Here is a 23,353-nt window from a genome sequence, read left to right as displayed (position 1 = left end):
CGCCGCACCGCCGAAGGCAAGACCCCACGCGAGATCCGCCGCTGCCTCAAGCGCTACGTCATCCGAGACCTCTACCGAACCCTCGAATCAGGCCCCACCACCCCTTGACGAACCATAGGAGCGTCGGTGGTCGTATGCCGCGACGCCGCGGCTGGACAGGGTCGCCGTCATGACGACGGCCCCTGCGTCCCGCACCACCCGACCGGACTGGGGCACCTACTTCCTCGGGGTCGCCGACGCGGTCGCCGTGCGCGCCGACTGCCGCCGCCGTCAGGTCGGTGATCGTCTCGGAGGACCGGCGCATCATCTCGACCGGCGACAACGGTGGCCGGGAGGCGTCCGGTCAGGTGGTCGAGGACGACCTGTCTCGTCCTATGGCTCTTCGGCCGCCGCCCGGGCGATCGCGCGACACACGAGCGCCGATGCTCGACATCGAAATTGTGTTCGGTAGGATCGTCCACAGGAGCCTCGGCCCAGCACGGCACCGTCCACAGGTCGTCACGACCCAGGGAGGGTCTGTCAGTGGTGGCCCCTAGCGTCTGACCCGAGACATCAACCACGTCACGGGTTGCCGGTGGGCGCGATCCGACGAGAGACAAGGACAGCAGTCATGGCAGCAGTCACCCCCATCAAGGGATCCAAGGCCCCGGCCGACCCCAAGGACGCGAAGTTCCAGGCGCTGTCCTCGGTGCTCGGGCAGATCGAGAAGTCGCACGGCAAGGGTGCGGTGATGCGTCTCGGCGACGACGTCCGTCCCCCGATCGAGGTCATCCCGACCGGTGCGATCGCCCTGGACGTGGCGCTCGGCATCGGCGGCCTCCCGCGCGGCCGGGTGATCGAGGTCTACGGCCCCGAGTCCTCCGGCAAGACGACGGTCGCCCTGCACGCCGTGGCCAACGCCCAGCGCAACGGCGGCATCGCGGCGTTCATCGACGCCGAGCACGCCCTCGACCCGGAGTACGCCAAGAAGCTCGGCGTCGACACCGACGCGCTGCTGGTGTCCCAGCCCGACACCGGCGAGCAGGCGCTGGAGATCGCGGACATGCTGATCCGTTCCGGCGCGCTCGACATCATCGTGATCGACTCCGTGGCGGCCCTCGTGCCCCGCGCCGAGATCGAGGGCGAGATGGGCGACAGCCATGTCGGTCTGCAGGCCCGCCTCATGAGCCAGGCGCTGCGCAAGATCACGGGCGCGCTGTCCTCCAGCGGCACCACGGCCATCTTCATCAACCAGCTGCGCGAAAAGATCGGCGTGATGTTCGGCTCGCCCGAGACCACCACCGGTGGCAAGGCGCTCAAGTTCTACGCCTCGGTGCGCCTCGACGTGCGCCGCATCGAGACCCTCAAGGACGGCTCCGATGCGGTCGGCAACCGCACCCGCGTCAAGGTCGTCAAGAACAAGGTGAGCCCGCCGTTCAAGCAGGCCGAGTTCGACATCATCTACGGCGAGGGCATCTCCCGCGAGGGTGGCCTCATCGACATGGGCGTCGAGCACGGCTTCGTGCGCAAGGCCGGCGCCTGGTACACCTACGAGGGCGACCAGCTCGGCCAGGGCAAGGAGAACGCGCGACAGTTCCTCAAGGACCACCCGGAGACCGCCGACGAGATCGAGCGCAAGATCAAGGAGAAGCTCGGCATCATCAAGCCGGTCGACGCGCCCGTCTCCGAGATCCCCGCGGTCGAGCCCCCGGTCGAGTTCTGAGTCGTATGCCGGGCCCCACCCCCGCAGGGCGTGGGAGCTGGAGCGGGGCCGCCTCCTGGGATCACGCCGAGGACGCCCGCCCCGCTCCCGCCTCGCCTCCCTCTCCCGCTGCCAGGTCAGTTGCGGACGCCTCCGGCTCCGCCGACTGGGCAGTTCCGGCCGCCCCTGGCTCCGCCACCGGGGCAGTCTCCGCGGAGAGGCTCAGTCGGGCTCGCGAGGTCTTGACGCGAGTGGAGGCCGGTGTGTCGCAGGGCGTTCCGGACGTCCTGCCCGAGGATGCCCATGTCAGCCCCGCCACCTGGGGGGACCTGCGCGAGGAGGGGCGCGCGGACGCTCGGACGCCGACGACGCGATCCGATCGTCGAGGCGACGCGCCGAGCCGCGGCACGCGGGGACGCGACCCAGCCAGACCCCGGCGCCGCGGCCGGGCCGAGGATCCACCGGCCGAGGGTGCCGCCGCCGTCGACGCCGAGCCGGACCACGAGGACGTCGCCCGGCAGATCGTCCTGCGGCAGCTGGCCATGGCCCCCCGCAGCCGGGCCCAGCTCGAGACCAAGCTCCGCCAGCGCGACTGCCCCGAGGACGTCATCACCCGCGTCCTCGACCGGATGACCGAGGTAGGCCTCGTCGACGACGAGGCCTACGCCGCGATGCTCGTGCGCTCCCAGCAGGTGACCAAGGGTCTGGCCAAGCGCGCCCTCGCCCACGAGCTCCGCAAGAAGGGGATCGACAAGGACCTGGCGGACGCGGCCCTCGACGAGGTCGACCCTGACCAGGAGCGTCGCACCGCCCGGGAGCTGGTCGACAAGAAGCTGCGCTCGATGGGCGGCCTGACGGTCGAGGTGCAGACGCGCCGGCTCGCCGGGATGCTCGCGCGTAAGGGCTACGGGGCGGGGACGGCCTACTCGGTGATCCGCGACGCGATCGCCGACGCTCCCGAGCACCTGCGGGACTGACTCGCCGGCGTCGGCGGGTCACAGAGAATCCAGCGGCCGCTGGGCGACGGCGATCGTGCGGGAGTCGACGATCTCCTTGCCGTAGGGGAACAGCGTGACCGGGATGAGCTTGCGGTTGGCGATGGCCAACGGGATCCCGATGATCGTCGAGTGTTTCACCCCGGCCCGGCCTCCCATCGGAGCCACCCCCACCTAGGCTGGAGGGCCCCTGACCCTAGGAGCCCCCCGTGAGTGAGCCGGCGTTCGAGATCGACATCGACCAGGCGCAGCAGCCGATCGTGCTGGCCCTCGACGTGGGTTCGACGGCCAGCCGTGGCGCGCTCTACGACGCCGCGGGCCGCCCGGCGGGCAAGCGCGCCAAGCGGCCGCACGCCTTCACCACCGCGGCGGACGGCACGTCGACGATCGATCCGGACCAGGTGGTCGCCGAGCTCACCGAGATCGTCGAGGAGCTGCTCGACCAGCTGGACGGCGCCCCCGTCGGAGGGGTCGCCATCGACACCTTCGCCTCGTCGTTGGTCGGCGTCGCCGCAGACGGGTCGCCCCTGACCCCGTGCATCACGTATGCCGACGCCCGCTGCGCGGGGGAGGTCGCCGTCCTGCGCGACGAGCTGGACGAGGCGGACGTCCAGCAGCGCACCGGCACCCGGATCCACACCAGCTATCTCGCCCCGCGGTTGCGGTGGTTGACCCAGGTGCAGCCCGACTCGGCCGCGCGGGTGACCCGGTGGATGTCGTTGGGGGAGTATGTGCTCCACCGTCTCATCGGCACCGCGGACCCGGGCACGTCGACGGCCGCCTGGACCGGACTGCTCGACCGCCGGACGGGGGAGTGGGACGAGCAGCTGCTCGACGTCGCCGGGGTGAGTGTCGAGCAGCTGGGCACGCCCCGCGACCCCGGTGACACCCTCACACCGGTGGTGGACATCGCCGGACGCTGGCCTGCCCTCGCGGACGCGCGCTGGTTCGCCCCGATCACCGACGGCTTCGCCAGCAATCTCGGCAACGGCGCGACCGGGCCCGACACCGTGGTCGCCAGCCTCGCCACCAGCGGGGCGATGCGCGTCCTGATCGACGGCGCGCCCGCCACGCTGCCCACGGGGCTGTGGAACTACCGCGTCGACGACCGCCGCTCGCTGGTGGGCGGCGCGCTCAACGACGTGGGCCGCGCCGTGACCTGGGCGGAGGAGACGCTCCGGCTGCCCGAGGGGCGCGACGCGCTGGACGCGGTCCTGCGCGGGGCCCACGACGCCGGTACCCCTCTGGTCCTGCCGTTCCTCACGGGGGAGCGGTCGACCGGGTGGGCCGGGGGAGCCCGCGCGGCCCTGACTGGCCTGACGGTCTCGCACCAGGCGCCGGAGATCTTCCGCGCGCTGATGGAGGGGGTCGCCCTGAGTTATGCCCGCCTGGCGGCACAGCTCGAGGAGGCCGCCGGCGCACCCGAGCGGATCCTGGCGAGCGGTCGCGTCGGACAAGATCTCCCCGGGCTGTTCGCCCTGCTTGCGCACGCCGTCGACAAGCCTGTCACGCCCGTCACCATCAAGCGGGTCACGCTGCGCGGCACGGCCCTGCACGCCCTCGAGGTGCTGGCGCCCGACGTCGAGCGAGTCGCGCCGACGACGGGTCCCACCGAGCAGCCCGACCCGGACGCCACCCGGCACTATGCCGACCGGCTCGCGAGGTTCGAGAAGCTCTATGCCGCGATCGTCGCCCCCACCCCCCGCCGCTGATCGCCACGGTCTCGACGGTCGCCTCGGTCCCGGCGGTCGCCACGGCCCCGCCGGTAGCCCCTGTTGCCGTTCGCCGTCCGCCGCCTGACCCCGTGGGGCCAGGCGGCGGACGGTCGGCATGCGGCCTCAATCGCCCCTGTCGTTGACGACCTGCCGCAGGGTGTGCCGAATCTCGACGAGGTACGCCGAGTCCGCCATCACCTGGTCGATCGGCTTGTACGCCGCCGGGATCTCGTCGACCAGCGCCTCGCCGTCGCGAAACTCGATGCCCGCCAGGGACTCTCGGGGTTGCCGAGCCCGCGGACGACACATGACGCCGTCCCCATCGACCCGGGGACGAGCCCCGGCTCGCCGGCGCGCGCGGAGATCGCCCCCTTGCGGGACACCCACACCTGCCGGCCGAGGTGCGTCTCCTGCCCGGTGTAGTTCTGGTGCGTGTTGATCAGCTCGACCTGCTCGACCTCACGATCCAGCCACCGGGCGACGCAGCCGACGACACGCTCCGTCGTCCAGCTGGGAGGCCCAGCTGACGAGTCGCGCGGTGATCTTCTCCATGACCTTTCTCTTCTCCTCGGAGGGGTTGGCCGGGTGAGCCTGCCGCTCGCGAATCCGGTTGCTCACCTCATTTTCCGTGCCGTCGGCCGCGGCGGCGGTGTGCGCGCCCTACGGCCCGGGCCCGGGACGGCTAGGTGTTATGCCCAGGCACGTTGGTCGAGTCGTTGCGATGTGACGCTCTGATCTGGTGGCAGGCGAAGACCTCCCGGTGTGGAGTGGAGCTGTCTGAGGGTTCCGTTCCGCGACCAGGAGGTCTTCGTGTCTCACGCTACCCATGCCAATGCTGCTTTGACCCCACGCGCGCGCCTGCGCCTGGCGGTGCTCGTGGTCGAGCGGGGGTGGCCCATCGCCCGGGCCGCCGAACGGTTCGACGTGTCGTGGAAGACAGCAGCGAAGTGGGCCCAGCGGTACGCCGAGGAGGGCAGCGCCGGGATGCTCGACCGGTCCAGCCGCCCCCATCACCAACCCCGCCGAACACCACCCCGCCTGGTCCGCAAGATCGCGCGAGCCCGCCTGCGACATCGGATGGGACCGGTCCAGATCGGTGACCTGCTCGCCGTCCCCGCATCCACCGTGCACGCCGTGTTGACACGGTGCCGGCTGCACCGGCTGTCTTACCTCGACCGGGCGACCGGCGAACCGATCCGCAGGTACGAGCACGACCACCCCGGCGACCTGCTGCACGTGGACGTCAAGAAGCTCGGCAAGGTCCCCGACGGCGGCGGCTGGCGGTACGTCGGACGCGCCGCGGGTCAGCGTCATCGCGCTGCCACGTCGGCACGCACGGGCGTCCCAAGAAGCAAGTACCGCCAGCCCCTGATCGGGACCTGCTACCTGCACACCGTCATCGACGACCACTCCCGGGTCGCGTACGTCGAGGCTCACGACGACGAGACCAAGGAGACTGCAGCGCTGGTGCTGCGCAACGCGGTCGCGTGGTTCGCTGAACGCGGCGTCACCGTCAAGCGGGTGATCAGCGACAACGGCGGCGCGTACCGCTCCCACCTGTGGGCCGACACCTGCACCGAGCTCGGCATCACCGCGAAGAGGACCCGCCCGTACCGGCCCCAGACCAACGGCAAGATCGAACGCTTCCACCGCACCCTGGCCGACGGGTGGGCCTTCAAGAAGTTCTACCCCAGCGAAGCCGACCGGATCGCAGCCCTGGCACCCTGGGTCCACCAGTACAACCACCACCGGCCCCATTCAGCGATCGGCAAGGTCGCCCCCATCACTAGGTTGGACAACCTGTCTGGGCATCACAGCTAGGGTCGCGGGGTGTCTGATCTTGCTGACCTGCGTTGGCTGCTGCCCGGCTTCGTCGCGGTGGCGCTGGTGTGCCGCCTGCCCATCACGAGCCTGCCGCCGGCGCTGGCCACCATCAGTCGCGAGCTGCGGCTCACGCCGACGCTGGCGGGCCTGACCACGACGCTCCCGCTGATCTGCTTCGGCCTGTTCGCGTTCGTGACGCCGTTCCTCGTGGCGCGGTGGGGGACCGAGCGCACCCTGCTCGGCGCCACCGCGCTGACGGTGGCGGGCGTCGTGGTACGCAGCCTGCCGACCACGCCCACCTTCTACCTCGGGACGATCACCCTCGGCCTGGGCATCGCCGTGATGAACGTCGTGCTCCCGGCCGTGATCCGCAGCCGGTTCCCCGACCAGGTGCCGCAGCAGATGAGCCTCTACACCGTGTGCATGATCAGCGGCGCCTCGGCCGCCGCTGCGGCCACCGCCCCGCTGCTGCAGCACGGCCTCTCCTGGTCGTGGACGCTCGCCATCTGGGCCCTGCCCCTCACGGCGGCGCTGCTGATGTGGGGGCTCGCCGCCCGCGAGGTGGCCGTGCACCCGACAGGAGGCCACGTCGACGTCCCCCGGCCCCCGACCGGCATGGCCCACGTCGTGCGCCGCCCCCGCACCTGGTGGACGGCGGCGTTCATGGGCCTGCAGTCGCTCTGCTTCTACATGCCCCTGACCTGGCTGCCGGCGATCCTGCGCAGCCACGGCGTCTCCCCGGCCACGGCAGGTGTCATGCTCGGTGTCTACATGGGCCTCGGGATCCCCGGCAGCTTCCTCGGACCTCGTATGGCGACCCACCCGCACGCCTCCCGCGTCCTCGCGGGGTTCTTCGCGGCCTACGCGCTGGGCGTCGTGGCGCTCCTGGGCGGCGTGGCCACCTCCCTGCTCGGCGTCGTCGTCATGGGTTTCGGCCAGGGGGCGGGGATCGCCATCGCGCTGACCTTCATCGCCCAGCAGCGCGACCCGCACGACGTCCCGGCGGTGTCGGCCTTCGCCCAGGGCACGGGATTCCTGCTCTCCGCGGTCGGGCCGGTCACGGCCGGCGCGCTCTACCAGGCCACCGGCAGCTGGACCGTGCCCGTGCTGCTCATCCTCGCCGTCGCGCTGGCCCAGGCGGTGAGCGGTCTGGTCCTGTCGCGCCCGGCCCCCGTCCGTGGGGCCTATCCTGGATGACGCGATGAAGACCTATGACGTGCGCACCCACGGGTGCCAGATGAACGTGCACGACTCCGAGCGACTGGCCGGCCTCCTCGAGACGGCGGGCTATGTCGACCTCGCGAGCCTCCCGACCGACGAGCGGCCCCCGACGGCCGACGTGGTGGTCTTCAACACCTGCGCCGTGCGCGAGAACGCCGACAACAAGCTCTACGGCAACCTCGGCCAGCTGCGTCCGGCCAAGCTCGCCAACCCCGACCTGCAGATCGCCGTCGGCGGCTGCATGGCGCAGAAGGACCGCGACACCATCGTCAAGCGGGCCCCGTGGGTGGACGTCGTCTTCGGGACCCACAACATCGGGTCCCTGCCGGCCCTGCTCGACCGGGCGCGCCACAACAAGGAGGCGCAGGTCGAGATCCTCGAGTCCCTCGAGACCTTCCCCTCCACGCTGCCGACGCGCCGCGACTCGGCCTACGCCGGTTGGGTGTCGATCTCCGTGGGCTGCAACAACACCTGCACCTTCTGCATCGTCCCGAGCCTGCGGGGCAAGGAGCAGGACCGCCGCCCGGGCGACATCCTCGCCGAGTGCCGGGCGCTGGTGGAGCAGGGCGTCGTCGAGATCACCCTGCTCGGGCAGAACGTCAACAGCTACGGCGTCGAGTTCGGTGACCGCGGCGCCTTTGCCAAGCTGCTGCGCGCGACGGGGGAGATCGAGGGCCTGGAGCGGGTGCGCTTCACGTCCCCGCACCCGGCAGCGTTCACCGACGACGTGATCGACGCGATGGCCGAGACGCCCAACGTCATGCCGAGCCTGCACATGCCGCTGCAGGCGGGCTCGGACCGCGTCCTCAAGCAGATGCGCCGGTCCTACCGCTCCGAGAAGTTCCTCGGGATCCTGGACCGCGTCCGCGAGCGCATCCCGCACGCCGCCATCACCACCGACCTCATCGTGGGTTTCCCGGGCGAGACCGAGGAGGACTTCGCCGAGACGCTGCGCGTGGTCGAGGCCTCGCGGTTCTCCAGCGCGTTCACCTTCCAGTACTCCATCCGCCCCGGAACCCCCGCCGCCACCATGGACCACCAGGTCCCCAAGGCCGTGGTGCAGGAGCGCTTCGACCGGCTGATCGCGCTGCAGGACCGGATCTCCTGGGAGGAGAACCGCACCCACGAGGGCCGCACGGTCGAGGTCCTGGTCGCGCCGTTCGAGGGCCGCAAGGACCGCGAGACCGAGCGGATGTCCGGTCGCGCGCGCGACAACCGGCTCGTGCACTTCGCGGTCCCGCAGGGGGCCGAGCGGGCGCGCCCGGGAGACGTCGTCGAGGTCGACGTGACGTATGGCGCCCCGCACCACCTCGTCGCGGACGGCGCCCTCGACGGGGGCACCTACCGTGTGCGCCGCACCCGTGGTGGCGACGCGTGGGCGGCGCTGCAGGATGCCGCCGTGCCGGGCAAGCCCGCGGTCTCGCTGGGGATGCCGTCGATCGGCAGGCCCGCCGCGAGCGCGGTCACGGTGCGCAGCGGACCCGCCTGCGGCGCCTGACCTGACCTCAGTCGGGCATCCCGCTGCCGGTCACCGCTCCGGTGCCGGTGTCGGTCGACCCCTCGGTCGCGGCCTGCTGCATCTGGCCGTGGTCGGCGTCGGGGGAGTCGTGGGCGATGTCGGCCTGGCCGGGGGCTGCCTCCGCGGCGGCCTCCTGCGCGGCCTTGGCACCCTCGGGCAGCTGCTCGTCACGCATCTCGGTCATCGTGTGGCTCCTTCGAGTCGATCGGTGCCCTCCACCCTAGGCACCGCGACGCCGCCGCGGGGCCTTCGCCCGGACCAGAGCACGCCCGCGATCACGAGGACGCCGCCGAGCAGCTCGATCGCGGTGGGGCGCTCGCCGAGCACCAGCCAGGCGGTGAGGATCCCGACGACGGGGACGAGCAGCGAGTATGGCGCCACCACCCCTGCCGGGTGCCGCGCCATGAGCCACACCCAGATGCCGGAGCCGACGACGGTGCCGAGCAGCACGGTGTAGGCGAGGCCGATCCACGCCGGCGCCGCCGCGGCCGACGCCGACGTGCCGAGGGACGACGCGATGCGCGCGGGCCCCTCCACCAGCAGCGACAGCACCAGCATGGGCAGCGGCGGCACGACGGACATCCACAGGGTCAGGTGCAGGGGCTTGGGCGCGCGCGCCAGGCGGCTGCACAGGTTGCCGAAGGCCCACCCCAGCCCGCCGAGCACCACCAGCACGAAGGGCAGCACGCTCGTCGCCGTCGCCCGTGACAGGCCGACCAGCACGAGCCCACCCACAGCCACGGCGATCCCGACGCGTTGCGTCAGCCCCACCCGCTCGCCGAGCAGCAGCGCACCCAGCACCACGGTGAACGGCGCCGACGCCTGGAGCACGAGCGACGCCAGGCCGGCCGGGAAGCCCATGGCCATGCCGAGGTAGAGGCCGATGAACTGCACCGTCCCGAACCCCAACCCGTAGCCGACCAGCCACTTCAGCGGCACGTCCGGACGGGGCACGAGCAGGATCGTGGGCGCCGCGATGATCGCGAAGCGCAGGGCGACGAGGAACAACGGCGGGAACTGCTCCAGCGAGGCGTGGATCGCCAGGAAGTTGACGCCCCAGAGCACGGCCACGAGGGCCGCGAGGGCGCGGTGGGTCATCGGCATCCACCCATCGTCCGGCTCCGCGACCATTCAGGAAAAGCGACGATCCATGGCGCAAAGCATTAGGTTGACTTCATGGATATGCGCCACCTCGAGCTCCTCCGGGACCTGGCCGACCGCGGGACCCTGGCCGCCGTCGCCGCGGCGACCCACCGCACGCCCTCCGCGGTCTCCCAGCAGCTGCGCACCGCGGAGCGGGAGATCGGGGTGCGCCTCGTCGAGCCCGACGGCCGGCGCCTCCGGCTGACGCCCGAGGGCCGCCTGCTCGCGGCCGGCGCGGACGAGGTCGGCGAGGTGCTCGCCCGGGTCCGTGGACGGCTCGACGAGCTCGTCGGCACCCCCGCCGGCACGGTCAGCATCGGCACGCTGCCCAGCGCCGGGGAGGCGCTGCTGCCCGGCGTCCTCCAGCGCCTCAGCAGCACGCAGATCTATCTCGAGATCGACGACTTCGACGTCTCCGAGGCGGAGTTCGCGGTGCGGGCCCGCGACGTGGACGTGGTGGTGGCGCACAGCCTCACGCCCGGAGCGGCGAGCGTCCAGGACGGTCTCGTGCGCCGCGTCATCGCCCGCGAGCCCATCGACGTGGCGCTGCCCGCGAGCCATCCGCTCGCGGGACGCGCGACCCTGCGCCCCGCGGACCTCGCCGGCACGACCTGGGTGGGCGTGCCGGTCGGCTACCCCTTCGACACGGTCTTGGGGAGCATCGAGCGTGACCTCGGGGCGCCCCTGGAGCGCCGCTACCGCCTGCGCGACAACCGGCTGGTCGAGTCGCTGGTGGCGTCCGGCGAGGGACTGGGTCTCCTCCCTCGTTTCACCACGCGATCACGCCAGGGGGTCGTCATACGGCCTCTGCAGGGTGTCCGGGCGCACCGCTCGATCTTTGCGCTGTCCCGCCAGCAGCGGCACGAGCGCCTGGCCGTGCGCACCGTCGTGGACCTGCTGGTCGAGGTCGGCCGCGATCTCGTGCGGGCACGGGGAGAGGCCGCCACCCTCGAGGGGTGACGGCCTCTCGCGTCGTGAGGCGACGGCCGGAGCCGTCAGCGGGACGACGTCACTGGCTGTTGCCGCCGACGCGCTCGTCGCCCTGCTGCTGGACAGAGTCGATCTTGTCGGAGTGCTGCCCACCAGTGCGCTCGTCGAGCTGGTCGCCAGCTCGCTCGATGCCCTGGTCGGAGAACTGCTCGACCTTCTCGGGGTTCTGCTCCGCAGCCTCGGTGGCCTTGTCCTTGATGTTGTCGAACATGCTCATCGCCGTCTCCTTCCAGTCGGGGCCAGGTCAGGAGCACCTCGGTCCGTCGCCGGCACGGTGCGCTCCGCCGACCACCCTGCCCCACGCGACCGGTCCTTGTCACACGCTCTGGGACAATGGCACGTATGCCGGACCCCGCCCTGCCACCCGTCGTCGCCGTCGTCGGGGCCACCGCCACCGGCAAGTCCGACCTCGGGGTCGCCCTGGCCGCACGGCTCGGCGGCGAGGTCGTCAACGCCGACGCGATGCAGCTCTATCGCGGGATGGACGTCGGCACCGCCAAGCTGAGCGTGGCTGAGCGACAAGGGATCCCGCACCACCAGCTGGACGTCCTGGGCGTGCGGGACGAGGCGAGCGTCGCGGCCTACCAGCGCGAGGCGCGCGCCGACATCGACGAGGTCCGGCGACGTGGGCTCGTCCCTGTCCTGGTCGGGGGTTCGGGCCTCTACGTCCGGGCCGCGCTGGACCTGCTCGACATCCCGCCCACCGATCCCGACGTCCGCCGTCGGCTCGAGGCGGAGGTCGGCGACGACGCGGCGGGCCTGCCGGCGCTCGTCGAGCGCCTCCGACGGCTGGACCCCGTCGCCGCCGACCGGATCCTCCCCACCAACGCCCGGCGCGTCGTGCGCGCGCTGGAGGTCATCGAGCTGACGGGGCGACCCTTCAGCGCGACCATGCCGGAGCGGACCCATCGCCTGCCCACGGTCGTCGTCGGGCTGCGTGTGGACCGGCCGGTGCTCGACGAGCGGCTCGGCCTGCGCATCGACCGCATGTGGGAGCAGGGGCTGCTCGACGAGGTGCGGGCGCTGGACGCCGCCGGGCTCCGCGACGGGCGCACCGCGAGCAAGGCGCTCGGCTACGCCCAGGCCCTGGCCCAGCTGGACGGCGACCTGTCCGAGGGCGACGCCAAGGACCTGACGGCCACCCTCACGCGCAAGCTCGCCCGCCGTCAGGAGGCGTGGTTCCGCCCCGACCCGCGGATCGACTGGCACGACGCGACCGCCGTGGCTGTGGGGGAGCGCCCGCTCGGTGAGCTCCACGACGCTGTCCACGAAGCGGTCCATGCCGCGGTCCTCGACGCGGCGCCCAGGCTTGCACGAGAGGATGAGGCATGACTGCGCGCACCCTGCCCTTCACCAAGGGCCACGGCACCGAGAACGACTTCGTCCTGATCCCGGACCCGGACGGCTCGATCTCGTTGTCGCCCAGCGAGGTCGCGTGGCTCGCTGACCGCCGCGCGGGCATCGGTGGCGACGGGGTCATCCGGGTCGTCCCCACCGCGCTCGCCGGCGAGCCCGCCGTCATGGACCAGGCCTCGGACGCACGCTGGTTCATGGACTACCGCAACGCCGACGGGTCCGTCGCCGAGATGTGCGGCAACGGCACGCGGGTCTTCGCGGCCTACCTGCGCCGTGAGGGCCTCGAGCAGGACGCGGAGTTCGCGATCGCGACCCGCGCCGGCCGGAAGCACGTGCGCGTGGGGGCCGACGGCGAGACGGGGGAGGCGTCATACGCCGTCAACCTCGGCCCCTGGCGGCTGAGCGCGCCGGACCAGGCCGAGGTCGAGGGCTCCGACGCCCTCGTCAAGGTCGACGACCACGAGGCCGTCCCGGCGCTGTCGCTCGACCTCGGCAACCCGCACACCGTCGTCATGCTGCCCGCGGGGCGAGAGCTCGACGCGCTCGACCTCACCCGGCCGCCGCTGGTGCAGCCGACGCCCCTCGAGGGGACCAACGTCGAGTTCGTCCAGGTGCTCGGCCCGGGGCACCTGCGCATGCGCGTGCACGAGCGCGGGGTGGGGGAGACGCGCTCCTGCGGCACCGGGGCTGCCGCCGCGGCGCTGGCGGTCCGCTGGTGGGCCGGAGGCTCGCAGGCGGGCGGCTCGGAGGCCGGCGACCGCTGGCGGGTGGACGTGCCAGGCGGCACGGTGCACGTCCGTGCCCTGCCCGGTGACGAGGTCGAGCTGTCCGGGCCCGCCGCGCTCGTCGCCGACGGCGCCGTGGAGCGACCCGAGCGAGGATGACGGCCGCCCCGCGAGTCCGTCCCACATGCTGGATCACCCCTTTTGTCCGACCTGTCCGCGCGCCTAGCGTCGCGAGATGACTGCACCCAGCCCCCGCGGACCTCGTCCGTCGGCCACGCTCCGGGGCGTCCTCGCCCTCACGCTGGCCCTGCCTGTCACCGCGGCCGTCTCGCTCACCACCGCCGGCGCCACCCCTGTCCCCCAGCGCCCCGCCCCTCGTGACCAGGGCCCCGTCGGGCACACCCTGCCCAAGACCGGCACCATGACCGGGTCCGGCGGCGCGGTCGCCAGCGTCGATCCGGTCGCGAGCCAGGTGGGCATCGACGTGCTGAGGCGCGGGGGCAACGCCGCCGACGCCGCCGTCGCCACCGCCGCCGCGCTCGGTGTGGTGGAGCCCTACGCCAACGGCATCGGCGGCGGCGGCTTCTTCGTCTACTACGACGCCCGCACCAAGCGCGTGTCGACCATCGACGGGCGCGAGACCGCCCCGGCCGGCATGACCGAGACATCCTTCCTCGAGGGCGGCAAGCCGATGGACTTCACCAAGGCCGTCAACTCCGGCCTGTCCGTGGGGGTCCCGGGCACCGTGGCGACCTGGCAGGCGGCTCTGCAGGACTACGGCACCCGGTCCTTCAGCCAGATGCTGGCCCCGGCCGAGGAGATCGCACGTCGTGGCTTCGTCGTCGACGACGCGTTCGAGACCGCCACCGCCGACAACGCCAAGCGGTTCGCGCAGTTCCCCGCGACGGCCGCCATCTACCTCCCCGGCGGCAAGCCGGTCGAGGCCGGCACGGTCCTGCGCAACCCGGACCTGGCGGCGACCTACGCCGAGCTGCGTCGCCGCGGACCGTCCGCGCTCTACACCGGCGGCATCGCCCAGGACATCGCCAAGGTCGTCAACGCGCCGGTCACGGTGCCCGGCGTGACCGTGCCGACCGGCACCATGACGACGAGCGACCTCGCGCGCTACCAGGTCAAGCGCCTCGCGCCGATCCACTCGACCTACGAGGGCTATGACTACTACGGCATGGCCGGGTCGTCCTCCGGCGGCATCGCCGTCGCCGAGACCCTCAACCTGCTCGAGGAGTATGCCGAGCGCACCGGCGTCCCGCTGCGTGACGTCGACGACGTGCAGTACTACCACCGGTTCGCCGAGGCCACCGCGACGGCGTTCGCGGACCGCAACCGCTGGGTCGGCGACGTCCCCGGCGTGCCGCGCGACCAGCTCGTCTCCCAGGGCTTCGCCCGCGAGCGCGCCTGCGGCTTCGACCCGGCCAAGGCCCAGCAGCGGCCCATCGCCTTCGGCAGCCCGGACGGGGCCTACGGCGGCTGCGGCACCGCGCTCGGCAAGGTCGGCCAGGGCAACGACGGGCAGGCCACCACGCACCTGACGGTGGCGGACAAGTGGGGCAACGTCGCGTCGTACACCCTGACCATCGAGCAGTTCGGGGGCAGCGGCATGACGGTCCCCGGCCGTGGCTTCCTGCTCAACAACGAGCTCACCGACTTCAACTTCGCGCCCCTGACGCCCGGCGTGCCCGACCCCAACCTCCCGGCGCCGGGCAAGCGTCCGCGCTCGTCGATGAGCCCCTCGATCGTGCTCAAGGGCGGACGGCCGTTCCTGGCCGCTGGCGCGGCGGGCGGCGCGACGATCATCACCACGACCGCGCAGACCATCACCGAGGTCATCGATCGCGACAAGACCGCGATGGGTGGGCTGGCGGCGCCGCGCATCTCCTCGCGCAACACCGCGGCGACCGCCGAGCCGCAGCTCATCGACAGTGCCACCGGGGCGGCCCTCAAGGCGCTCGGCCAGCCGATGACGCCCTCGGCCACGATCGGCCGGGGCACGGCGATCCGGATGCTCGGCCGCAACCTGTTCGACGCCGGGGCCGAGCCGACCCGCGGTGGCGGCGGGTCGGCGATGGTGGTCCACCCGGGCAAGGCTGGCAAGGACAAGCACCGGCCGCGGCACCGCTGACCCCCCAACTCCGCCGAGTGGGGGCCGGCGACTCTAGGCGGCGGCCCGTCGGACGTGCAGGACCCGGAATCCCCTGGCGCTCGTGAGCCGCTCGACGACCAGCTGGGGACCGAGCTCGCGGCCGATCCACGCTTGGAGGGAGTCCGAGCCGAGGTTCTTCTGCACCACCAGGTAGGCATGGCCGTCCGGTGCCAGCCGGAGGAGCCAGGTCCGCAGGAGATCGTGCAGCACGGCCTTGCCGACCCTGATCGGTGGGTTGGACCAGATCAGGTCGTATGCCGTGCCCGCCGGCACCTCGGCCGCCGTCATCGCGCGGATCCCGGTGCAGCCCAAGGACTCCGCGTTGCGTCGGGCGAGGTCGAGCGAGCGCTCGTTGACGTCCACGGCGTGGACCGTGGCGTCGGGGGAGCGCAGCGCCAGCGTCAGCGCGATCGGCCCCCAGCCACAGCCGAGGTCGAGGAAGGTCCCGGTCGCGGGTGGGGGTGGTGCCTCCGCGAGCAGCACGGCGGTGCCCTTGTCCAGCCCGTCGGGGGAGAAGGTCCCGGGCGCCGTCTCGACGTCGACGGTCCGGTCCGCCAGGCGGATGCGGATCGACCGGCGCTCGGGCTCGGTCGCCGGCGCGCTCGACGTGAAGTAGTGCTCCTGCTGCTCGCTCATCACCTCAGACCCTAGCCCGCGGCATACGGCAGGGTTTGCCGGACCGTCACCCGACCGCACCCCGCGCGTTCACCCGAGAGGCGCAGAGTCGCCGTCATGGCCAACGTCTCTCGTCGTTCCCTGCTGACCGGTGCCCTCGGTGGTGCCGGCCTGGTCGCCCTCGGTCAGTCGACGTCGGTCGCGGCCGGCGCCACCCCCTCCCTCGTCCGTGGTCGCAGCACGCTTCCCAGCGGGGTGCAGGCCGGTGACGTGACGTCCCGCTCCGCAGTGGTGTGGTCGAGGTCCGACCGCCCCGGCCGCATGGTCGTGCGCCTCACCTCGGGGGGACGTCGCGGCTCCTGGCGCGAGCTCGCCGGTCCGTGGGCGACGCCGCGCAGCGACCTCACGGCCAAGCTCGAGCTCAAGGGTCTGGCGCCGGGCCGCGACTACGAGTACCGCGTCCAGTTCGAGGATCTCGACGGCCACCGCGGGGAGGTCGGCGTCGGTCACCTCAGCACGGCCGCCGTGCATGACGCGCCGACGAGCTTCGTGTGGACCGGCGACACCGCGGGCCAGGGCTGGGGCATCAACCCCGACCTCGGCGGCATGGTCGCCTACCGCGCCATGCACGAGCTGCGCCCGGACTTCCTGATCCACTCCGGCGACAACATCTACGCCGACGGCCCGATCCAGGAGCGGGTGGTCGAGGCGGACGGGCAGGTATGGCGCAACGTGGTCACCCCGCAGGTGGCCAAGGTCGCGGAGTCCCTGGACGAGTTCCGGGGGCGCTACCGCTACAACCTCATGGACCGCAACCTGCGCAGCATGTATGCCGACGTGCCCGTCATCAGCCAGTGGGACGACCACGAGACGACCAACAACTGGTACCCGGGCGAGGTGCTGACCGACCCGCGCTACACCCAGGAGCGGCGTGTGGACGTCCTGGCGACCCGGGCGCGGCAGGCCTTCTTCGAGTTCATGCCCATCGCCGACCGGCACGGCCGCGGCGTCCACGACCTGGGGCAGGCTCCCCGCGTCTACCGCAAGGTCGAGCGCGGAGCCCACCTGGACGTGTTCAGCCTGGACATGCGCACCTACCGCGGCGCAAACACCCCCTCGCTGGAGAAGCAGCGGACGGCCTTCCTCGGCACCGAGCAGGTCGACTGGCTGCTGCGCGAGCTGTCGCGGTCGCGGGCGACGTGGAAGGTCGTCGCCGCCGACATGCCGATCGGCATCATCGTCCCGGACGGCACCGACATCGAGGCGATCGCCAACCGCGACCCCGGCGCGCCCCTGGGCCGCGAGCTCGAGATCGCCTACCTCCTCAGCGAGATCAAGCGCCGCAGGATCACGGGCGTCGTGTGGTTCACGGCCGACGTGCACTACTGCGCGGCGCACTACTACGACCCGGCCAAGGCCGCCTTCAGCGACTTCGACGGGTTCCACGAGTTCGTCGCGGGGCCGATCAGCGCGGGCGGGTTCGGGCCGAACCAGATGGACGCGACCTTCGGTCCGCAGGTGCTCTTCCAGGGGCTGCCGCGCTACGCCAACCAGTCGCCGCGCGACCAGAAGGCGATGTTCTTCGGCTACACCGAGGTCGACCGCGCGGGCACGATGACGGTGAGCCTGCGCAACGGCCTGGGCGAGATTCTCTACACCAAGGAGCTTGCGCCGCAGGGGCGCTGACGCGCCCCGCCGCGACCACAGACCCCCTGGTCATGTGGGGCGCACCCGCCTAGACTGCGAGCCACCTGAGGGCGGTGGTCACCGTCCGTAGCCGCACGTCAAGGAGGACGGATGCGAGCTCTCGTCGCCATCACCCAGCTACCGGGGACCAGCCTTCCCGCCGCCCATACCGCCCGGCCCGTCCAGGCTGCGGGGGACCACGTCCCCGTCTCCGGGGGGAGTGTGACGATCGTGGCGGTGATCGCGGTCGTCTCCCTGCTGGCCCTGGTGGTGGGGACGGTGCTGCGCTCCCAGGTTCTGCGCGCCGACACCGGCACGCCCTCGATGCAGCGTGTGGCCGCGGCCATCCAGGAGGGCGCCAGCGCCTACCTCAACCGGCAGCTGCGCACGCTGGCGGGCTTCGTCCTGGTGGTGTTCGCGCTGCTGTTCCTGCTCCCCGCCGACGATGGCTCCGTCCGGATCGGACGGAGCCTCTTCTTCGTGGTGGGCGCGGTGTTCTCGGCGTTCATCGGCTACCTCGGCATGACGCTGGCGGTGCAGGCCAACGTCCGCGTCGCCGCGGCCGCAAGGGACGGGCGCCGGGCGCCGGGCTTCACCCTGGCGGTGCGCACCGGGGGAGCGGTCGGTATGGCGACCGTGGGTCTCGGCCTCCTCGGGGCGAGCGTGGTGGTGCTGATCTATCGCGCCGAGGCACCCGCCGTGCTCGAGGGGTTCGGTTTCGGGGCGGCGCTGCTCGCGATGTTCATGCGCGTCGGCGGCGGCATCTTCACCAAGGCCGCGGACGTCGGCGCCGACCTCGTCGGCAAGGTCGAGCAGGGCATCCCGGAGGACGACCCTCGCAACGCGGCGACGATCGCCGACAACGTGGGCGACAACGTCGGCGACTGCGCGGGCATGGCCGCCGACCTGTTCGAGTCCTACGCCGTGACCCTGGTCGCCGCCCTCATCCTCGGCAAGGCGGCCTTCGGCGAGCAGGGGCTCGTCTTCCCGCTGATCGTCCCGGCCATCGGCGTGCTCACGGCCGTGCTCGGCATCTACGTCACGCGCTCCCGGCCCGGCGAGAGCGGGCTCACCGCCATCAACCGCGGCTTCGCCATCGCTGCCGTCGTGTCGGCGGTGCTGTGCTCGATCGCCGCCTTCGTCTACCTCCCGGGCTCCTTCGCGCAGCTGCGGGGCGCGGAGACCGCCGGCATCGACCGCGACCCGCGCCTGCTCGCGGTCGGGGCGGTGCTGCTCGGCATCGTGCTGGCCGCCGTGATCCTCAAGATCACCGGCCACTACACCGACACCGAGTCCGAACCGACCCGCAACGTCGCCCGCACGTCGGTCACCGGCGCCGCGACGGTCATCCTGTCCGGCATCGGGGTGGGCCTGGAGTCGGCGGTCTACACCGCCACCGTGATCGGCGGCGCGGTCTACCTCGCCTACCTCCTCGGCGGGGGCTCGGTGATCGTGTCGCTGTTCCTCATCGCCCTGGCCGGATGCGGCCTGCTGACCACGGTCGGCGTCATCGTGGCCATGGACACCTTCGGTCCGGTCAGCGACAACGCCCAGGGCATCGCCGAGATGTCCGGCGACGTCGACGAGGACGGTGCCCAGGTGCTCACCGACCTCGACGCGGTCGGCAACACCACCAAGGCGATCACCAAGGGCATCGCCATCGCGACCGCCGTGCTCGCCGCGACCGCGCTGTTCGGCTCCTACAACGACGCCGTGATCACGGCCCTCGCCGGCGCCGGTCGGGACGCCTCCGAGGCAGTCAGCGGGTATGCCGTGACCTCGCCCAACGTCCTCGTCGGGCTGATCCTCGGCGCGGCGGTGGTCTTCCTCTTCTCCGGCCTCGCGATCGACGCCGTCACGCGCGCCGCCGGCGCCATCGTCCTCGAGGTCCGCCGCCAGTTCCGCGAGCACCCGGGGATCATGGACGGCACCGAGACCCCGGAGTACGCCCGGGTCGTCGACATCTGCACCCGCGACTCCCTGCGCGAGCTGGCGACTCCCGGCCTGCTCGCCGCGATGGCGCCGATCATGGTCGGCTTCGGGCTCGGGTTCGGGGCGCTGGCCGGCTTCCTCGCCGGGGCGATCGGGGCCGGGGTGCTCATGGCCGTCTTCCTGGCCAACGCCGGCGGCTCGTGGGACAACGCCAAGAAGCTCGTCGAGGACGGCGCCCACGGCGGCAAGGGCTCCGACGCCCACGCCGCGACCGTCATCAGCGACACCGTCGGCGACCCGTTCAAGGACACCGCCGGCCCGGCCATCAACCCCCTCATCAAGGTCATGAACCTCGTCGCCGTGCTGATCGCCCCGGCCGTCGTCCAGATGTCGGTGGGAGCAGGCGCCTCGACCTGGCTGCGCGCGCTCATCGCCCTGGTTGCCCTCGCGATCATCGCCGCCGCCATCCTCATGTCCCGTCGCCGCGTCGACGACGCCCTGCCGGAGGTCGAGCACCTGGTCGGCCCCTCGCCGGACCTGCCCTCGCGCGGCGAGCACCCCCACCTGGACAAGGTCCGCGACCTGGACTGATCCCCCGCCACATCCCGCCCACGATCGTGAGGGTTTCGTCCAAGAATCCTGTACGAAACCCTGACGATCACCGTCGTGGTGGGGCCGACGGGCGGTAGCGGCGGGAGCCGCCAAGTGGCTCACCATGATGCTGGTCAAGCACCCCAGCGTCCTGGCCGAGTCCCGAGGCTGGCAGAACGCCCAAGAGATCATCGGCAAGACCCCCGCCGACGAGCAGGCCACCAAGGCCAGCGACGCCCGAGCCCTACGCCTCGCCGTCCTGGTCGCCCTCACCCGCTGCGAGGGACAGACCGACCGCGACCACTGGCGCAACCAGCGCAGCACCACCCGCGACTATCTGACCGCCCTCGCCGGATGGTGCTACACCCTCTCCGACGTCGAGCGACTGGCCGCCGGAATGCCCGCCCTCGACACCGAGAACGAGCAGGACGGCGACAGCCCCGACGAGGACTGACCTGCGCAGCCGGGGGGCGACCACTCGCCCCCCGGCACCAGCGGCTCCGCCGCAGGAACGCGCCAGCCTCCGCACTCCAGCCCATCACCGCGTCTCACCCCGGGAGCCACCGATCCCAGGCGGCGGGCAGCTCGTACAGATCAACCGGGGCGGATTCATGGAAGAGCCGTACAGGCCACCACAAACCGGCACACTCTTCCTATGGCTCGCAAGCCGCAGCGGCGTACACCTCAACACTCACCGTCGACCGTGGTAGTCCCGGCCACCTCGAAGGCCGGCGACCCGCCCGACCTGACACCCGAAGATCTGCCCTGGTACGGATGGGTCTGCGCCACAACCTGGCTCACCACTGTCATAGGCATTGCAAGCGCAATCTGGGCCCCGCCGGTCGCTCACGCCATCGGGGAGGTTGGCGGCAAGACCGTCAAAGTCTTTCCGACAGCCCTGACGCTTCTTTGGGCCCTCGTGCTGCTCCTGATGGCCGTGCACCTGCGACATCTATGGGCCTTCTACCCGCGACACGCACGACCCACTTGCGGCGCTCAGCGGGAAGGTACTCGAGCTCTGGATGGAGCTCTACTACAGCGTCGCCGGGCGCCTCAAGACCGCCGCCGCAGCTATTGCCATCATGTTCCTCGCCGCCCTCCTAACGCCTAAAGAGAACGGCAATGCCGTGCTGCTCACCGCCGTAGGCGGACTCATGGGAGTAACAGCCCTCGCCGACCTCTTCGGCGATCGCAACCGCAAGCGCGCCCGCCTTGACGCCTGGTGGAAGTAAAATGCACCTGAACACCACGCGCAGGTCGCATCAGACGCAATGTTTATGTGGTGGGGCACCGGCATTATGAGCATCGCCGTCCTTGTCGTCACCATCAAGCCGCGATGGAACTGGGGGGTCGGAATCCCCGCCCTGCTCATCTACGTGGCCCTGGTCGAAATCAGCGGCAAACGCAAACTGCCCCTAACACGACCGCGCCCGTAGCCGGTGCTCTTCGACCACTCGGACCGGGTCCGAGACGGGGGGGTGTCCCTATGGTCTCCGTCAAGCCGCGGCGGTTGCCGGGGCCTGGTAGAGGGTGCCGTCTCGGAGCATGGCGTAGATGACGTCGCAGCGTCGTCGGGCGAGGCAGATGAGGGCGGCGTTGTGCTTCTTGCCCTGGGCTCGTTTGCGGTCGTAGTAGGCGCGGCTGGTGGGGTCGTGCAGGGCTGCGAAGGCGGACAGGAAGAACGCTCGTTTGAGGTTCTTGTTGCCTGACCTGGAGGGGTGCTCGCCGCGGATCGAGGACCCGGATCTGCGAGTGACGGGGGCGAGGCCGGCGTAGGCGGCGAGGTGTCCTGGGGTGGGGAAAGCGGTGCCGTCGCCGACTTCGAGCAGGATCCTCGCGGCGGTCCTGACTCCGACGCCGGGCATCGAGGTCAGGACCTGGGAAAGAGGGTGCGCATCAAGGATCTCCTCGACCTGCGCCGCGACGGTCGCGCGTTGTTCGAGCAGGCCGGCGAGCTGGGTCGCGAGCTTGGGGATGACGAGCTCGGCGGCGCGGGTGCCGGGGACGGTGACGGCCTGCTCGTCGAGAGCAGCCATGATCGCGTCGATAATCCGCTCGTAGGAGCGCGGGGCGCGGGGCTTGGCCACGCTCGTCAGCCGCCGGCGCCCGGCCGTGCGCAGACCCTCGGGCCCGCCGAAGCGGGCCAGCAGCTCGAGGACTGCCTTGTGGTGCAGGCGTGGGCCGAGGGCGCGTTCGAGTGCTGGGTGGATCTGGGTGAGCAGGCCGTGCAGGCGGTTGGTGACGCGGGTGACCTCGCCGGCGAGGTCGTCGTCGAACCCGACGATCACTTCCAGGTCGGCCAGGGCGTCGTCGTTCATGTCGACCCTGCGCAGCGTGTGCGGCATCGTCCGTGCCGCGTCCGCGATCACGAAGGCGTCGCGGGCGTCGGTCTTCGCTGCGCCGGGATGCAGGTCCGCGATCCGGCGCATCGCCAGACCCGGAAGATAGGCGACGTCCACGCCCGCGGCGCGGGCCACGGCGACCGGTAGTGCTCCGATCGATGCGGGCTGGTCCACGACGACGAGCACGGGCCCGACCGTCGACAGCTGCTCGTACAGGGCTCGCAGTCTGGCCTCGTCCTGCGGTAAAGCCTTGTCGTGCAAACGTTTTCCGCTGGTGTCGAGGGCGGTGGCGTGGTGGGTGTCCTTGCCGACGTCCAACCCCAGGTAGACCGCGTAGGTGCGATCGGGTAGCCCGTGCATGATGCCTCCTCGTGGACCGACGGACTCATAATCCGCTGGCCACCCCGCACACGACGGGTCGGGCGTCAGCAGCCGGCAGCCACGTTACGAAGAGACCTCCCGCGGGCGGGGGCCGTGTCCCTATCAGCGGTCACACCGACGCCACCAGGCCCGGCGACAACACCCCCCGGATCATGGACGCGACAGGGGCAGAGAGTCATACCGGACCTGGTGACCAGCACCCCCATCAGCGAGGGCACGACGAAGGTAACGGGCGGTCAGGTTGCGAGTGGACGGGAGATGAGGGTGCACGGACGTGGTCTCCTACAGCAGGCCGATGGCACGCATCTGTTCATCGACCCGGTCATCAAGCTTCTTCATGAAGCCGTCAGAGACCGTAGGCCCGTGCCGGGGGGCCCACTGCGGCAGGCGGACAGCCTGCTGACGCACGGCATCGGCCAGGCCGGCGGGGTCGGGCAGCAGCGCCCGGTAGGTCTTGTCGTACTGGTCCAGGACCA

At 71.7% G+C, this 23,353-nt stretch carries 21 protein-coding genes and 2 pseudogenes; 14 read left to right on the top strand and 9 right to left on the bottom strand.

What is annotated here, in order from left to right:
* Window positions 1-610 precede the first annotated feature (610 nt).
* Window positions 611-1,702, top strand: a complete 1,092-nt coding sequence (recA, locus tag GGG17_RS07625; RefSeq protein WP_230082806.1) for a recombinase RecA — start codon at window positions 611-613, stop codon at window positions 1,700-1,702.
* Window positions 1,703-1,944: 242 nt separating this feature from the next.
* Entirely contained in the window at window positions 1,945-2,658 is a 714-nt protein-coding gene (locus GGG17_RS15985) for a regulatory protein RecX (protein WP_311966504.1), read from the top strand.
* Between the two features lie 18 nt (window positions 2,659-2,676).
* On the opposite strand, the pseudogene GGG17_RS07615 reads toward GGG17_RS15985, so the two are convergent.
* Window positions 2,677-2,805 (bottom strand): annotated as a pseudogene (locus GGG17_RS07615) (YccF domain-containing protein); the annotation flags it as partial.
* Between the two features lie 80 nt (window positions 2,806-2,885).
* Between GGG17_RS07615 and GGG17_RS07610 the strand changes: the two are divergent.
* Window positions 2,886-4,388: a gluconokinase gene (locus GGG17_RS07610; RefSeq protein WP_311966503.1), complete on the top strand. Its 1,503-nt coding sequence runs from the start codon at window positions 2,886-2,888 to the stop codon at window positions 4,386-4,388.
* 126 nt (window positions 4,389-4,514) lie between these two features.
* Here the strand turns inward: GGG17_RS07610 and GGG17_RS07605 are convergent.
* Together GGG17_RS07605 and GGG17_RS07600 are read right to left on the bottom strand one after the other, a co-directional pair.
* Window positions 4,515-4,891: pseudogene (locus tag GGG17_RS07605) on the bottom strand (RtcB family protein); the annotation flags it as partial.
* Window positions 4,851-5,009, bottom strand: coding sequence for a hypothetical protein (locus tag GGG17_RS07600; protein WP_154593141.1), 159 nt, complete (start codon window positions 5,007-5,009; stop codon window positions 4,851-4,853). The pseudogene GGG17_RS07605 and the gene GGG17_RS07600, both read right to left, overlap by 41 nt.
* Before the next feature lie 192 nt (window positions 5,010-5,201).
* Between GGG17_RS07600 and GGG17_RS07595 the strand changes: the two genes are divergently transcribed.
* Genes GGG17_RS07595 through miaB form a run of 3 tightly spaced genes read left to right on the top strand, consistent with a single transcriptional unit; the run spans window position 5,202 to window position 8,934 of the window.
* The gene (locus GGG17_RS07595) at window positions 5,202-6,212 is read left to right on the top strand and encodes an IS481 family transposase (protein WP_311966502.1); all 1,011 of its coding nucleotides are present in this window, start codon (window positions 5,202-5,204) and stop codon (window positions 6,210-6,212) included.
* 9 nt (window positions 6,213-6,221) lie between these two features.
* Window positions 6,222-7,412: an MFS transporter gene (locus GGG17_RS07590; protein ID WP_154593140.1), complete on the top strand. Its 1,191-nt coding sequence runs from the start codon at window positions 6,222-6,224 to the stop codon at window positions 7,410-7,412.
* A 4-nt stretch (window positions 7,413-7,416) separates the two neighbouring features.
* On the top strand, window positions 7,417-8,934 hold the full coding sequence (gene miaB / locus GGG17_RS07585; protein ID WP_154593139.1) for a tRNA (N6-isopentenyl adenosine(37)-C2)-methylthiotransferase MiaB: 1,518 nt from the start codon (window positions 7,417-7,419) through the stop codon (window positions 8,932-8,934).
* A 7-nt stretch (window positions 8,935-8,941) separates the two neighbouring features.
* Here the strand turns inward: miaB and GGG17_RS07580 are convergent, their stop codons facing one another.
* A complete protein-coding gene (locus tag GGG17_RS07580; RefSeq protein WP_019284573.1) occupies window positions 8,942-9,139 on the bottom strand; it encodes a hypothetical protein in 198 nt (65 codons plus the stop codon).
* A complete protein-coding gene (locus GGG17_RS07575; protein ID WP_154593138.1) occupies window positions 9,136-10,059 on the bottom strand; it encodes an EamA family transporter in 924 nt (307 codons plus the stop codon). The genes GGG17_RS07580 and GGG17_RS07575 overlap by 4 nt, the downstream gene beginning before the upstream one ends.
* Before the next feature lie 72 nt (window positions 10,060-10,131).
* On the opposite strand from GGG17_RS07575, the gene GGG17_RS07570 reads away from it, so the two are divergent.
* On the top strand, window positions 10,132-11,058 hold the full coding sequence (locus GGG17_RS07570; RefSeq protein ID WP_154593137.1) for a LysR family transcriptional regulator: 927 nt from the start codon (window positions 10,132-10,134) through the stop codon (window positions 11,056-11,058).
* Window positions 11,059-11,107: 49 nt separating this feature from the next.
* On the opposite strand, the gene GGG17_RS07565 is transcribed toward GGG17_RS07570, so the two are convergent.
* Entirely contained in the window at window positions 11,108-11,305 is a 198-nt protein-coding gene (locus tag GGG17_RS07565; RefSeq protein WP_154593136.1) for an antitoxin, read from the bottom strand.
* 125 nt (window positions 11,306-11,430) lie between these two features.
* On the opposite strand from GGG17_RS07565, the gene miaA reads away from it, so the two are divergent.
* The 3 genes from miaA (at window position 11,431) to ggt (ending at window position 15,309) form a co-directional block, all read left to right on the top strand.
* The gene (gene miaA, locus GGG17_RS07560; protein WP_195849164.1) at window positions 11,431-12,420 is read left to right on the top strand and encodes a tRNA (adenosine(37)-N6)-dimethylallyltransferase MiaA; all 990 of its coding nucleotides are present in this window, start codon (window positions 11,431-11,433) and stop codon (window positions 12,418-12,420) included.
* Window positions 12,417-13,328 (top strand): diaminopimelate epimerase, encoded by a 912-nt coding sequence (gene dapF / locus GGG17_RS07555; RefSeq protein WP_154593135.1) that lies wholly within the window; start codon window positions 12,417-12,419, stop codon window positions 13,326-13,328. Before miaA ends, dapF begins: the two co-directional genes overlap by 4 nt.
* A gap of 76 nt (window positions 13,329-13,404) precedes the next feature.
* The gene (gene ggt, locus GGG17_RS07550; protein WP_154593134.1) at window positions 13,405-15,309 is read left to right on the top strand and encodes a gamma-glutamyltransferase; all 1,905 of its coding nucleotides are present in this window, start codon (window positions 13,405-13,407) and stop codon (window positions 15,307-15,309) included.
* 33 nt (window positions 15,310-15,342) lie between these two features.
* Here ggt and GGG17_RS07545 read toward each other — a convergent pair whose 3' ends face one another.
* On the bottom strand, window positions 15,343-15,966 hold the full coding sequence (locus tag GGG17_RS07545; protein ID WP_154593133.1) for a class I SAM-dependent methyltransferase: 624 nt from the start codon (window positions 15,964-15,966) through the stop codon (window positions 15,343-15,345).
* Window positions 15,967-16,062: 96 nt separating this feature from the next.
* Here GGG17_RS07545 and GGG17_RS07540 point away from each other — a divergent pair, with 96 nt between their 5' ends.
* The 4 genes from GGG17_RS07540 (at window position 16,063) to GGG17_RS07525 (ending at window position 21,386) form a co-directional block, all read left to right on the top strand.
* Window positions 16,063-17,631: an alkaline phosphatase D family protein gene (locus tag GGG17_RS07540; protein WP_154593132.1), complete on the top strand. Its 1,569-nt coding sequence runs from the start codon at window positions 16,063-16,065 to the stop codon at window positions 17,629-17,631.
* Window positions 17,632-17,742: 111 nt separating this feature from the next.
* A complete protein-coding gene (locus tag GGG17_RS07535; RefSeq protein WP_154593131.1) occupies window positions 17,743-20,154 on the top strand; it encodes a sodium-translocating pyrophosphatase in 2,412 nt (803 codons plus the stop codon).
* 124 nt (window positions 20,155-20,278) lie between these two features.
* Entirely contained in the window at window positions 20,279-20,608 is a 330-nt protein-coding gene (locus GGG17_RS07530; protein WP_154593130.1) for a hypothetical protein, read from the top strand.
* A 568-nt stretch (window positions 20,609-21,176) separates the two neighbouring features.
* A complete protein-coding gene (locus tag GGG17_RS07525; RefSeq protein ID WP_154593129.1) occupies window positions 21,177-21,386 on the top strand; it encodes a hypothetical protein in 210 nt (69 codons plus the stop codon).
* A 264-nt stretch (window positions 21,387-21,650) separates the two neighbouring features.
* On the opposite strand, the gene GGG17_RS07520 is transcribed toward GGG17_RS07525, so the two are convergent.
* Both GGG17_RS07520 and GGG17_RS15980 read right to left on the bottom strand, forming a co-directional pair.
* A complete protein-coding gene (locus GGG17_RS07520) occupies window positions 21,651-22,856 on the bottom strand; it encodes an IS110 family RNA-guided transposase (protein ID WP_154593128.1) in 1,206 nt (401 codons plus the stop codon).
* A gap of 303 nt (window positions 22,857-23,159) precedes the next feature.
* Window positions 23,160-23,353: hypothetical protein (locus GGG17_RS15980; protein WP_195849163.1), on the bottom strand; the 194-nt coding region annotated here is incomplete at its 5' end.

The organism is Arsenicicoccus cauae (assembly GCF_009707125.1).
Classification (GTDB): Bacteria; Actinomycetota; Actinomycetes; order Actinomycetales; family Dermatophilaceae; genus Arsenicicoccus; species Arsenicicoccus cauae.
Note: the sequence above shows the minus strand (reverse complement) of the source record. Positions and strands in the feature narration are given on the sequence as shown.